This is a genomic window from Bacillus sp. SJZ110 (assembly GCF_006715455.1).
Classification (GTDB): Bacteria; Bacillota; Bacilli; order Bacillales; family Bacillaceae; genus Bacillus; species Bacillus subtilis.
This window is the reverse complement of record NZ_VFNF01000001.1, coordinates 25396-37581: the sequence shown is the minus strand read 5'-3', so window position 1 is coordinate 37581 and position 12186 is coordinate 25396. Positions and strand designations below refer to the sequence as shown.

9 protein-coding genes and 1 pseudogene are annotated in these 12186 nt (G+C 43.2%); 9 read left to right on the top strand and 1 reads right to left on the bottom strand.

The genetic code is table 11. From position 1 onward, the window contains the following. Nucleotides 1-85: 85 nt before the first annotated feature. The 4 genes from FB592_RS00180 (at nt 86) to FB592_RS00165 (ending at nt 2779) form a co-directional block, all read left to right on the top strand. Nucleotides 86-1750: a glycoside hydrolase family 13 protein gene (locus FB592_RS00180; protein WP_141949150.1), complete on the top strand. Its 1665-nt coding sequence runs from the start codon at nt 86-88 to the stop codon at nt 1748-1750. A 25-nt stretch (nt 1751-1775) separates the two neighbouring features. Then, nucleotides 1776-1910 (top strand): hypothetical protein, encoded by a 135-nt coding sequence (locus FB592_RS00175; RefSeq protein WP_003243642.1) that lies wholly within the window; start codon nt 1776-1778, stop codon nt 1908-1910. Beyond that, entirely contained in the window at nt 1870-2268 is a 399-nt protein-coding gene (locus FB592_RS00170; protein ID WP_003243483.1) for a secondary thiamine-phosphate synthase enzyme YjbQ, read from the top strand. Before FB592_RS00175 ends, FB592_RS00170 begins: the two co-directional genes overlap by 41 nt. Nucleotides 2269-2524: 256 nt before the next feature. Further along, nucleotides 2525-2779, top strand: a complete 255-nt coding sequence (locus tag FB592_RS00165; protein ID WP_038828455.1) for a hypothetical protein — start codon at nt 2525-2527, stop codon at nt 2777-2779. A 13-nt stretch (nt 2780-2792) separates the two neighbouring features. Here FB592_RS00165 and FB592_RS00160 read toward each other — a convergent pair whose 3' ends face one another. Beyond that, nucleotides 2793-3530: a protein-glutamine gamma-glutamyltransferase gene (locus tag FB592_RS00160; protein ID WP_003228904.1), complete on the bottom strand. Its 738-nt coding sequence runs from the start codon at nt 3528-3530 to the stop codon at nt 2793-2795. 157 nt (nt 3531-3687) lie between these two features. Between FB592_RS00160 and mcpB the strand changes: the two genes are divergently transcribed. From mcpB to FB592_RS00140, 5 genes and pseudogenes are all read left to right on the top strand, one after another. After that, nucleotides 3688-5676 carry a methyl-accepting chemotaxis protein McpB gene (gene mcpB / locus FB592_RS00155; RefSeq protein WP_003243461.1) on the top strand — a complete coding sequence of 663 codons (1989 nt, stop codon included), beginning with the start codon at nt 3688-3690 and terminating at the stop codon, nt 5674-5676. Between the two features lie 176 nt (nt 5677-5852). Then, on the top strand, nt 5853-7841 hold the full coding sequence (tlpA, locus tag FB592_RS00150; protein WP_085185966.1) for a methyl-accepting chemotaxis protein TlpA: 1989 nt from the start codon (nt 5853-5855) through the stop codon (nt 7839-7841). A 122-nt stretch (nt 7842-7963) separates the two neighbouring features. Continuing rightward, nucleotides 7964-9007 (top strand): annotated as a pseudogene (gene mcpA, locus FB592_RS21260) (methyl-accepting chemotaxis protein); the annotation flags it as partial. Beyond that, nucleotides 9002-9952 (top strand): methyl-accepting chemotaxis protein, encoded by a 951-nt coding sequence (locus FB592_RS21255; RefSeq protein ID WP_369877620.1) that lies wholly within the window; start codon nt 9002-9004, stop codon nt 9950-9952. The pseudogene mcpA and the gene FB592_RS21255, both read left to right, overlap by 6 nt. 112 nt (nt 9953-10064) lie before the next feature. Next, nucleotides 10065-12053: a methyl-accepting chemotaxis protein gene (locus tag FB592_RS00140; protein ID WP_038828460.1), complete on the top strand. Its 1989-nt coding sequence runs from the start codon at nt 10065-10067 to the stop codon at nt 12051-12053. Nucleotides 12054-12186 lie beyond the last annotated feature (133 nt).

Below are 12186 nucleotides of genomic sequence, written 5' to 3'. Positions count from 1 at the left end.
CAAGTCATTTCTTAAAAAGCAATGCTGTGTAGCCTTTTTTCTACATAGGATATATAAGACCGGTACACTGGGAAGGAGTGGCTGTATGAAAAAGGCTTGGTGGAAGGAAGCCGTTGTTTACCAAATTTACCCCCGCAGTTTTAAAGATTCAAATGGCGACGGAATTGGGGATATTCAAGGAATCAGATCCAAGCTTTCTTACATAAAAGAGCTGGGCGCTGACGTCATATGGATTTGCCCGCTGTATGACTCACCGAATGCTGATAATGGCTATGATATCCGGGATTATCAAAACATATTAAGCGAGTTTGGCACCATGGAAGATTTTGATGAACTGCTTGGTGACATTCATGATCTGGGGATGAAGCTGATTATGGATCTCGTTGTGAACCACACAAGCGACGAACATCCATGGTTCATAGAATCCCGTTCATCCATACACTCGGAAAAGCGCGACTGGTATATTTGGAAAGATGGCAAAAACGGAAAAGCGCCCAACAATTGGGAAAGTATTTTCGGCGGGCCGGCTTGGGAGTATGATCAAAAGACAAGCCAGTATTATCTGCACCTTTTTGATAAAAAACAGCCTGATTTGAATTGGGAAAATGAACAGGTGAGGAATGCCGTTTATGACATGATCAATTGGTGGCTTGATAAAGGAATTGACGGATTTCGGGTGGATGCCATTACGCATATTAAGAAAAAAGAAGGGCTTCCCGACATGCCGAATCCAAAGGGGCTGGACTATGTCCCTTCCTTTCCTTATCATATGAATGCTGACGGCATTATGGATTTGTTAACAGAGCTGAAGGAAAACACATTTTCCCGCTATCCGATTATGACAGTTGGTGAAGCAAACGGCGTCGCTGCAAAAGAAGCAGCTGATTGGGCTGGAGAAAAAAACGGCATATTCAGCATGATTTTTCAATTTGAGCATCTCGGCCTGTGGGATGTAGAGATCAATGAAAGTATTGATATCGTTGCATTTAAACGAATTTTAACTGACTGGCAGGACAGTCTGGAAGGGATCGGCTGGAATGCTTTGTTTATGGAGAATCACGACCAGCCCCGTTCAGTTTCTGTGTGGGGAGACGACGGAGTGTACCTGAAAGAAAGTGCAAAAGCGCTTTCCGCTGTTTATTTTCTCATGAAAGGCACACCGTTTATTTATCAGGGACAGGAACTCGGGATGACGAACGTGGCTTTTCCATCTATTGATGACTATGATGATGTCGCAATGAAACGCCTGTATGAAACAAAAACGGCGAAAGGCACATCACACGAGGATGTGATGAAGATTGTCTGGAAAAAGGGAAGAGACAATTCGCGAACGCCGATGCAATGGAATGCTGGTCCATACGCCGGATTTTCTGAGGCCAAACCGTGGATCGGAATCAATGAGAATTACAAATGGCTGAATGCCGAGGCGCAAAAAAACGATAAAACATCCGTTTACCATTTTTACAAAAGCTTGATCAAGCTGCGCCAAACATATGATGTTTTTATTAACGGGACATACGAGCTCATTTTACCGGAAGATCAGCAAATCTTTGCATATCTTCGGAAAAACGAGAGCCATACTGCACTGATTGCGGCCAATCTGACAGGAACACCGGCGTTGTTCAGGCACTCTGGATTGCCATTGTCATCAGATGCACTCGTCTTGTCAAATATTGAAACAGAGCCGCACAAGCATATGACATCAGCACTCTTAAAGCCGTATGAAGCAAGAATATATCTATGGTGCTAAACTCCAGCCTTAGACTGGAGTTTTTTTGTTTTATCGGGTTTATGAGAGCGGTTTAACAGGAAAAAAAAGAACACAGAACGAATTAAGCGATGAGAGCGGACAAACGAAAGGAGAAACAAATGCTGAAAACACTGCAAATCAAAACAACCAAACGAGATGAAATGATTGATATCACCCGGGAGGTGGAAGCGTTTCTTCAAGAAACAGGTATAACGAGCGGCGCAGCGCTGATTTACTGTCCGCATACGACTGCGGGCATTACAATTAATGAAAATGCCGATCCGGACGTCAAAAAAGATATGCTCAGAAGGTTTGATGAGGTTTATCCGTGGGAACATGAGCTGGACCGCCATATGGAGGGCAATACAGCTGCACACATGAAGTCGAGTACAGTCGGAGCTTCACAGCATGTCATTGTGGAAAACGGCCGGCTCATTCTTGGAACGTGGCAGGGCATTTATTTCTGTGAATTTGACGGCCCTCGCACCCGGACATGCTATATCAAAATGATGGGATAATAGGCTGTTTTTTTGACAAAAGCATGATCGCTGAACAAACGCCGATAGCCGGAGGGCTTGTCACACCCGCCCCGGCTGCCGCTTTATCGAATGAAGGCGCGCTTGGCATTCGTCCATATGCGAAATAAAAAGCGAGGGAAAGAGACACGCGCCTCACCCTTTGTTTCCAGGAAAGCCTGCATGAGGGATAGTCAATCAATGGATGTAAACGTACCGAGCTTTGCCGAACGTAACTTGATAAACTGAGGTGACAGATATGAACATTCTTCAATATTCTTATAAAAAAAGAGGGAAAATTGAGTTTGTATTTGAAGGCTGGCCTCACTCAAAAGTTACAATGGTTCCTATCAAAGGCTACTATTTTGTCCGCTTTATCAAATGGAGCAGCCAGGATCCAATCGTGACAAGAAATGACCTTGAAAAAATGGAGTGGGCTGTGAACCAATATTTCGGCACAGCCCCCTTCTATCGAAAACGAAAGGCATTTGAAACCCCATCGTCCGGAAAATAGGCGATGGGGCTTTTTAGCGGACGATGCGGAAAAGAGACGGAACATCCAGTCTGGTCGCCTGAGACAGAAGGTAGGCTGACTGTAAGGCTCCTTTTTTCCTAAAAGAATTCAGCTTATCAATAATTTGCTTTCCGTTTAAGATTCCAAGACCATGGGCAAAATATTTATCTTCCCCCAGTAGTATCACATTTTCGCCTCTCCATTGCGCCTTTTGCGGATCAAATTCAGGATTCTTAAAATACAAACAATCTCCAAGGAAAAAGTGGTGTCCTGTTTCCGTATATATCGGCAATTTCTCATAATGCCAGTCATATAAAATAATTCTGTCAAAGCTGGCATTGAATTTATCTTCTCCGATTGTATCGATTAAGGCCAAGTAATAAATGATAACGATTGCGGTTGCGCATTCAAACGCATAAAACGGGCCGTTCTCTGCAATGTCCCGAATCGCTTTTGAAGGCGGCATTCTGTATTTCAGCTCCAAGGCGCCCTCCGGTGAAACCCTCCAATACGTTGTATTCCCGTATGTTTTTAAAAAAGTGGCAAACTTCGCCCCGCTTTTGTGCAGCGTCTTTGCCGCTGCTACAATATTCATCCGCAGTTTAAGCTCAAACATCAGTTCAGCAATTGAATGATAATCAAACTGAACAGGCGTCTCAATCATCTCTTTTAAGAGCGGATTCAGATTTTGATCAATCTGCCAATTTTCAATATCCTGGGGACGGAGCAATTGTCCTGATACAATAATCATGTTTAGCCCCCCTTGTTTTTTATAAGATATGCAAAGAGCTTGGGCAATGAAAGTTAAAAAGGCAGAAGACAGCCAAAAAGAACTTCTTCCATTTTTTATTTTAAAACTTTTTTAAGCAGCCGATATATACTGTATCAAACCTGAAGGAGCAAGTGACATGAAGACTTTTATCAATTGGCTGAAGAAACCGTCTATTTCAAAGAAATTAATCGTCTCATTTATTGCGATTCTCATTATCCCTATTCTTATATTAGAATTTAGCTCTTACCGAAGCGCCAGCGGAAAGCTGGATCAGGAAATTATGGGAAATGCGAAAAACAGTGTCGATACATTTAATACAACTGTTACAAATGATCTGGGAGAAAAAGCGAAAGCAGTCACCTTTTTCAGTGAATCTCTTAAAAGATCCGCATTCAAAGGGAAATCAAATCAAGAAGAGATCAAAGCTAAATTTTCACAATATGTATCTATTAATCAAGGAGTAGCCAGAATTTATGGGGGCGCAGATAACGGCACTTATGTACAAGCGCCAAAAGAAAAATTGCCGGAAGGATACGACCCGAGACAACGCCCTTGGTACCAGGATGCGATGAAGGCCGGCGGTGAAATTGTCGTGACAGATCCTTACGTGGCTGCGAGTGACGGAAGCATGGTCATTACCATTGCACAGGAGCTGAAGGACGGATCTGGCGTTGTCGCCATGGATATTACCATTGATAAATTGTTAGAACAAATGAAACAAATCAAGGTCGGAAAAGAAGGTTATGCTTTCATTGCAACAAAAAACAAAACCTATGTCGCCCACAAGAACCATAAGGCTGGAGAAAAGCTTTCAGGCGACTGGGTAGCCAAAATGTATGCGAATGACAGCGGTGAACTCCAGTATACTCTTAATAACGAAGATAAAAAGATGACCTATACTACAAACGAACTGACTGGTTGGAAAATAGCCGGCACAATGTATATGGATGAAATTAAGGATGCCTCAAAGTCTGTGCTGACAACAGGAATGATTGTGCTGATTGCTTCCATTGTGGCAGGCGGAATTTTAATTCTGTTTATCGTTCGTTCGATTACAAAACCGTTAAAACGTCTTGTTCAATCATCGAAAACGATCAGCAGGGGGGATCTGACCGAAACGATCGAAATCCATTCAAAGGATGAGCTTGGAGAGCTTGGGGAAAGCTTCAATGAAATGGGACAATCTCTCCGCTCTCTGATCAGCGCTATTCAGGACTCGGTGAACAATGTGGCCGCATCTTCCGAACAGCTTACCGCATCTGCCGGGCAGACGAGTAAAGCCACCGAGCATATTACGATGGCGATTGAGCAGTTCTCAAACGGAAACGAGGAGCAAAGCGAAAAGGTTGAATCCAGCTCTCATCAGCTGAACTTAATGAATGAAGGACTCCAGCAAGTCTCACAAACATCGTCAGATATTACAAAGGCATCTATCCAATCAACGGAAATCGCCGGAACGGGTGAGAAGTTTGTGCAGCAGACAGTCGGACAAATGAACTCGATTAATCAATCTGTTCAGCAGGCTGAAGCTGTTGTCAAAGGCTTAGAAGGAAAATCAAAAGACATCACAAGCATTTTGAGAGTCATCAACGGAATCGCTGACCAAACAAATCTGCTTGCACTAAATGCAGCCATTGAAGCGGCGCGTGCCGGAGAGTCAGGACGCGGCTTCTCTGTCGTAGCGGAGGAGGTGCGCAAGCTGGCTGTCCAATCAGCCGATTCAGCGAAAGAAATCGAAAAGCTGATCCAAGAAATCGTCGCAGAAATCGACACCTCTCTTCACATGTTTAAAGAGGTCAATCAGGAAGTACAGTCCGGACTTGTTGTCACAGACAATACAAAAGAAAGCTTCCAGAGCATTTTCAGCATGACAAACGAAATCGCGGGCAAGCTGCAGACGATGAATTCCACCGTCGAGCAGCTGTCAGACCGTTCACAGCATGTTTCAGCAGCAGTCAGCGGCATTGCAGACGTGTCGAAAGAAAGCTCGGCAAGCATCCAGGACATTGCCGCATCAGCTGAAGAACAGCTTGCTTCCATGGAAGAAATCAGTTCCTCAGCGACGACTCTTGCGCAGATGGCAGAAGAGCTTCGCGATCTGACGAAACAATTTAAAATCGAGTAAAAACCGAAAAACAGCGCTATCAAAGCGCTGTTTTTTTATATGGTAAACAATAATAAAGTCCTAGTTTAACAGGTGAATTTAGAACTATTTTTCATTTTTTCCTCCATTTTCAATGTAATTTAAAGGAAGATCCGCCGATATAATTTGTAAATTATTGAAAGAAGGTTCAAAAGGAAATGAAAAAAACACTCACCACTATTCGCAGATCATCAATTGCAAGGAGACTTATTATTTCTTTCCTGCTGATCTTAATTGTTCCGATAACCGCCCTTTCGGTTAGCGCTTATCAATCAGCAGTTGCCTCACTTGATGTACAGATGACGCAAAGCGCAAAGGAAAATGTTCAGATATTAGATCACATCATTGATGATAAAATCAGCACTACTGAAAAAAGCCTCGCATATTTCAGCGATTGGGCTACAGCAGAAAAATTTCAGGATAAAAAGAAAACAGAGCTGAAACAGGAATTTAAACAATTTATCCAAATGAATGATAATGTCGCTGCGGTATTTTCAAGCGGCAAAGACGGGGACTTCACACGTTATCCGTACGCTGACATGCCAAGCGACTTTAATGCTTTGGAACGAGATTGGTACAAAGAAGCAATGGCCAATAAAGGCAAAACAATTGTCACTGAGCCTTATGAATCGATTTCATCAGGAAAAATGGTCGTCACCATCGCCCGTCAAACGGTGGATGGGTCAGGCGTTGTCGCCATTGATATGAAAATTGATGACTTAGTCACTACCGCGAAAGGAATCAATATCGGAAAAGAAGGCTATGCTTTTATTTTGAGCCAAAACAAGAAAGTCATCGCCTACTCCGGAGAAAAAGCGGGAACAGAGCTAAAAGGGGACTGGGTTGATAAGCTCTACAAGGATAAAAGCGGGGACTTTGAATATACGTACAAAGGCAAAAAGAAAAAAATGGCATTTGCAACAAGCGAAACAACAGGCTGGAAAATTAGCGGCACGATGTATGCAAACGAGATTCACGATGCTGCAAGCAGGGTTCTGATCATGGCTTCAATCGTTCTGGCAATTGCCATCGCAGCTGGAATGACGGCGATTTATTTTGTGATTCGATCCATCACAAAGCCATTGAGACGCATTGTCGCATCCGCTGAAAAAATTAGTGAAGGCGATCTAACCGAAACGATTGAAATCAATTCAAAAGATGAACTCGGTGTTCTGAGCGAGAGCTTCAATCATATGGCACACTCGCTTCGCTCGCTCATTCACGGGATCAAAGACTCAGTAGAACACGTTGCCTCATCGTCTGAAGAGCTGACTGCATCGGCAGACCAGACAAGCAGAGCCACTGAGCACATTACGATGGCTATCGAGCAATTTTCAAACGGCAGTGAGAGCCAAAGCGAGAAAATAGAAACGACAACCGAACAAATTAATGAAATGAATGACGGATTGGCAGAGCTGGCGCGGGCTGCAGCAGTGATTACAGAAACATCCGCAGATTCAACAGAAGTGTCAAGTAAAGGGGAGACACTCGTCCAGAAAACAGCCGGTCAAATGAACACAATTGACCATTCCGTAAAAGCAGCGGAACAAGTGGTGAAAGGGCTGGAGATCAAATCAAAGGATATCACAAATATTTTGCGTGTCATCAACGGTATTGCGGATCAAACCAATCTTTTGGCTTTAAATGCTGCCATTGAAGCGGCCAGAGCGGGTGAATACGGCCGTGGCTTTTCAGTCGTCGCTGAGGAAGTGAGAAAGCTCGCGGTACAGTCGGCTGACTCGGCAAAAGAAATTGAATCGCTGATCAGTGAAATCGTAAAGGAAATTCACACATCACTGAACGTGCTTCAGTCCGTAAACAAAGAAGTTGAAACAGGGCTTGTCATGACGGATGAAACTAAACAGAGCTTCAAACATATATCTCAAATGACCAATCAAATTGCTTCCGAGCTGCAAAACATGAATGCGACGGTTGAGGAGCTGTCAGCGGGAGCTCAAGAAATTTCCGCAGCTTCAAATGATATCACAGCAATTTCTAAGGAAAGCTCGGATGGCATCCAAGATATCGCCGCTTCAGCTGAGGAACAGCTGGCATCCATGGAGGAGATTAGTTCATCTGCACTGACGCTTGAAAGAATGTCTGAAGAACTCCGTGATCTGACAAAACAATTTAAAGTAGATAAATAATAGGTCTAAAATACTATTTATTTATGGGAAATTAGTTACTTTTGTTAAATTTCTTCTTTTTTGCTGTATATATTTACCCATTTCCAGCCGATATGAAGGGTAGCATAAAAAAGGAGAAATGAATGATGAAAAAAATACTCCAACTCATAAAACAAAGATCAATTACACGGAAGCTTCTCGTTTCCTTTCTGTCGATCCTCATCATACCGGTTGTCATATTGGCGATCTTTGCGTATCAATCGGCTAGCAGCTCACTCGACAGACAGATGATGGGGAGCGCATTGGAAAATGTACAGCAATTAAACGAAATCATTAACACCAGCATCGGCGAAAAAGAAAACAGTGCTGATTATTTCAGCGAATGGCTGACAAAAGAGAAATACAATGCAAAAAGCAATGCAAGCATTGCAGAGAAATTCTCACAATATATCAGCCTTAACAAGGATGTAGAATCCATTTATACAAGCGACACAAAAGGACACTTTACCCGTTATCCGGATCTTCCGATGCCAAGCGGCTATAATCCGGTTGAACGCGACTGGTACAAAAAAGCGGTTGCAAATAAAGGGAAAGTCGTGATCACAGACCCTTATAAAACCGCGTCGACAAATACGATGGTTGTGACAATCGCCCAGCAGACAAAAGATGGTTCAGGCGTTATTGCAATCAACATGACGATTGAAAATCTGCTGAAAACAACCAAAAAAGTCAACATCGGCACACAAGGCTACGCATTTATCATGACGAAGGACAAAAAAGTTGTCGCACACCCGAATGAAAAATCAGGAACTGAATTAAAAGGCGACTGGCTCGATAAGATGCTGAACGCTGATAAAGGCGATTTTCAATACACCATGGATGGCGATAAGAAAAAAATGGCCTTTGACACAAACAAGTTGACGGGATGGAAGATCGGCGGCACCATGTATTTGGATGAAATCCATGAGGCAGCCCAGCCTGTCCTTCACCTTGCTTTAATTGTCTTGGCCGCAGCTATTATCATAGGGATTATCGTCATGACATTGATCATTCGGTCGATTACAACACCGCTGAAACAGCTTGTCGGTTCCTCTAAGCGGATCAGCGAGGGAGATTTGACGGAAACCATTGATATCCGTTCAAAAGATGAATTGGGCGAGCTCGGCAAAAGCTTTAACAATATGGCGTCGTCACTTCGTTCTCTCATACACGCCATCCAGGATTCCGTAGATAATGTTGCCGCTTCCTCTGAGGAGCTCACTGCATCAGCTGCGCAAACGAGCAAGGCAACAGAGCACATTACATTGGCGATTGAACAATTTTCTAACGGCAATGAAAAACAAAACGAAAACATTGAAACGGCAGCAGAGCACATATATCAAATGAATGACGGGTTGACGAATATGGCTCAAGCTTCTGAAGTGATCACTGATTCATCTGTTCAATCGACAGAAATTGCAAGTGAAGGCGGCAAGCTTGTTCATCAAACCGTCGGCCAAATGAATGTCATTGACAAGTCCGTTAAAGAAGCGGAGCAAGTCGTACGCGGATTGGAAACGAAATCGAAAGATATTACAAACATTTTGCGTGTGATCAACGGCATCGCAGACCAGACGAACCTGCTTGCCTTAAACGCAGCAATTGAAGCAGCGCGCGCAGGCGAGTACGGCCGCGGCTTCTCCGTTGTAGCGGAAGAAGTAAGAAAACTGGCAGTACAGTCAGCAGATTCAGCAAAAGAGATTGAAGGATTAATCATCGAAATTGTGAAGGAAATCAATACATCACTCGGCATGTTCCAATCTGTCAATCAAGAGGTGCAGACAGGACTTGACATCACAGATAAAACAGAAATGAGCTTCAAACGCATTTCTGAAATGACGAACCAAATCGCCGGCGAACTGCAAAATATGAGTGCGACGGTTCAGCAGCTTTCTGCCAGCTCCGAAGAAGTTTCGGGAGCGTCTGAGCACATTGCATCGATTTCAAAAGAAAGCTCAGCGCATATACAAGATATCGCGGCGTCAGCTGAAGAGCAGCTAGCTTCCATGGAAGAAATCAGCTCGTCTGCAGAGACCCTTTCCTCTATGGCGGAAGAGCTTCGGGATATGACCAAACGATTCAAAATTGAATAATAAGCCTTAACACCCAAGCTTTTGCGCTTGGGTGTTTTTTTTAGTTTTTTTATTAAACCTTTTATCCTAGTTTGACGATATTAGATTTATCTTAAAGGAGGAGTCAACGAGAATGGGAAAATTCATACAATGGATCAAACAGCCATCGATCAGCAAACCGCTAATCGCTGCGTTTCTGGCAGTGCTTATTTTGCCGGTTGGGGTTTTAGCATATTTCAGTTATCAATCAGCTTGGAACGCGTTAGACAGAGAGCTCATAAGCAGTGCGAAGGGAAATGTTGAAGAACTAAACAGTACGCTGCAAAATAAATTAGAAGATAAAGTAAAAGCAATAGATTATTATAGTGAGACAGTTGATAAAGACATATTGTTAGGCAAAAACAAAACATTACTGAAAGAGAAATTTAAGCAGTACACGACACTTAACGACGATGTAGGCGCAATCTATGCTGCCTCAGAAGATAAGAAGCTTTATAAATATCCGGATAGCGGTGTTCCGAAAGGTTTCGATCCGACAGGACGTGACTGGTACAAACAGGCGGTTGCGGAAAAAGGACAGGCTGTTTTCTCAGAACCGTATACCGATGAAGCGACAGGAGATATCGTTGTCACAATTTCAAAACAATTAAAAGACGGTTCAGGGGTTATAGCGCTGGATTTAAACCTGGATGAAGTGCTTACTGCATCAAAAAGAATCAAAATCGGTAAAGAAGGCTTTGCATTTATTACGACAGGCAACAAAAAATATATCGCCCATCCGACCATTAAGCCGGGGACAACCGGTTCCGGCGATTGGACAAACCAAGTATATTCCAAAAAAGAAGGCTCATTTGAATATACATTCGAAGGCAAAGAAAAGAAAATGGCCTTTACGACAAATAAACTGACTGGCTGGAAAATCGCGGGCACATATTTTGTCAGTGAATTGCAAGATGCTTCAAGCCCGGTGCTGAACACTGCGGTTATCATTCTATGCGTGTCAATAGTAATCGGCGGCATACTCATACTCTATATTATCCGTGCCATCACCAAGCCGTTAAGAAAACTTGTCTCAACGTCTGCAAAAATCAGCAGCGGAGATCTCACAGAAGTCATTGACATTCACTCGAAAAACGAGTTTGGCCAGCTTGGCGAAAGCTTTAATGAAATGTCTGCATCATTGCGTTCTGTAATCGGCGTTATTCAAACGTCTGTAGAAAACGTCGCTTCATCTTCTGAGGAGCTGACAGCAAGCGCAGCCCAAACAAGCAAGGCAACTGAACATATTACACTTGCCATCGAACAGTTCTCAGATGGCAACGAGGCACAAAGCGAGAAACTGGAAACAAGCTCAAATCATCTTTCTCAAATGAACGAGGGGATTTCAAAAGTGGCTCAGGCCTCTTCAACCATTACGAAATCATCGATTCAGTCCTCTGAGGCAGCGGGCAGCGGAGAAAAGCTGGTGGAGCATACAGTCGGCCAGATGAAAACAATTGACCAATCCGTTCAAAAAGCGGAAGCTGTTGTGAAGGGCCTTGAAACAAAATCGCAAGACATCACAAGCATCTTGAATGTGATTAACGGCATTGCTGATCAAACCAACCTGCTTGCATTAAATGCTGCGATTGAGGCGGCAAGAGCGGGAGAATACGGAAGAGGTTTCTCAGTAGTTGCGGAAGAGGTTAGAAAACTTGCTGTACAATCAGCAGACTCCGCCAAGGAAATTGAAGGATTAATTCAAGAGATTGTCAGGGAAATCAGCACCTCACTTACAATGTTCCAATCCGTGAATCATGAAGTGAAAGAAGGCTTGCAGATTACGGATCAAACAGCGGAAAGCTTTAAACAAATCTATGAGATGACAACCCAAATTTCCGGCGAATTGCAAAACTTGAACGCGACGGTTGAACAACTGTCAGCCGGATCACAGGAAGTGTCAAGTGCTGTTGAAGATATTTCTGCAGTGGCGAAAGAAAGCTCAGCAGGCATTCAGGATATCGCAGCTTCGGCGGAAGAACAGCTTGCTTCCATGGAAGAAATCAGCTCTTCAGCGGAAACGTTGGCAAACATGGCGGAAGAACTTCAGGACATTACGAAGAAATTTAAAATAGAATCATAATGAAACGAGAAAGCGGCATATCTGCTGCTTTCTTTTTTTGTTAAAAAGCAAAAATAAACAAAAAAGATTCAAAAACAAACAGAAATCATATATAATGAAAACGGATACAAATAAAAGGGTATGGAGGAATATC

Bases quoted from the DNA above. Each gene is read 5' to 3' on its own strand.
- FB592_RS00180 (WP_141949150.1), top strand. From the start codon at position 86: ATGAAAAAGGCTTGGTGGAAGGAAGCCGTTGTTTACCAAATTTACCCC.
- FB592_RS00170 (WP_003243483.1), top strand. From the start codon at position 1,870: ATGCTGAAAACACTGCAAATCAAAACAACCAAACGAGATGAAATGATT.
- FB592_RS00165 (WP_038828455.1), top strand. From the start codon at position 2,525: ATGAACATTCTTCAATATTCTTATAAAAAAAGAGGGAAAATTGAGTTT.
- FB592_RS00160 (WP_003228904.1), bottom strand. From the start codon at position 3,530: ATGATTATTGTATCAGGACAATTGCTCCGTCCCCAGGATATTGAAAAT.
- mcpB (WP_003243461.1), top strand. From the start codon at position 3,688: ATGAAGACTTTTATCAATTGGCTGAAGAAACCGTCTATTTCAAAGAAA.
- tlpA (WP_085185966.1), top strand. From the start codon at position 5,853: ATGAAAAAAACACTCACCACTATTCGCAGATCATCAATTGCAAGGAGA.
- FB592_RS21255 (WP_369877620.1), top strand. From the start codon at position 9,002: ATGGCGTCGTCACTTCGTTCTCTCATACACGCCATCCAGGATTCCGTA.
- FB592_RS00140 (WP_038828460.1), top strand. From the start codon at position 10,065: ATGGGAAAATTCATACAATGGATCAAACAGCCATCGATCAGCAAACCG.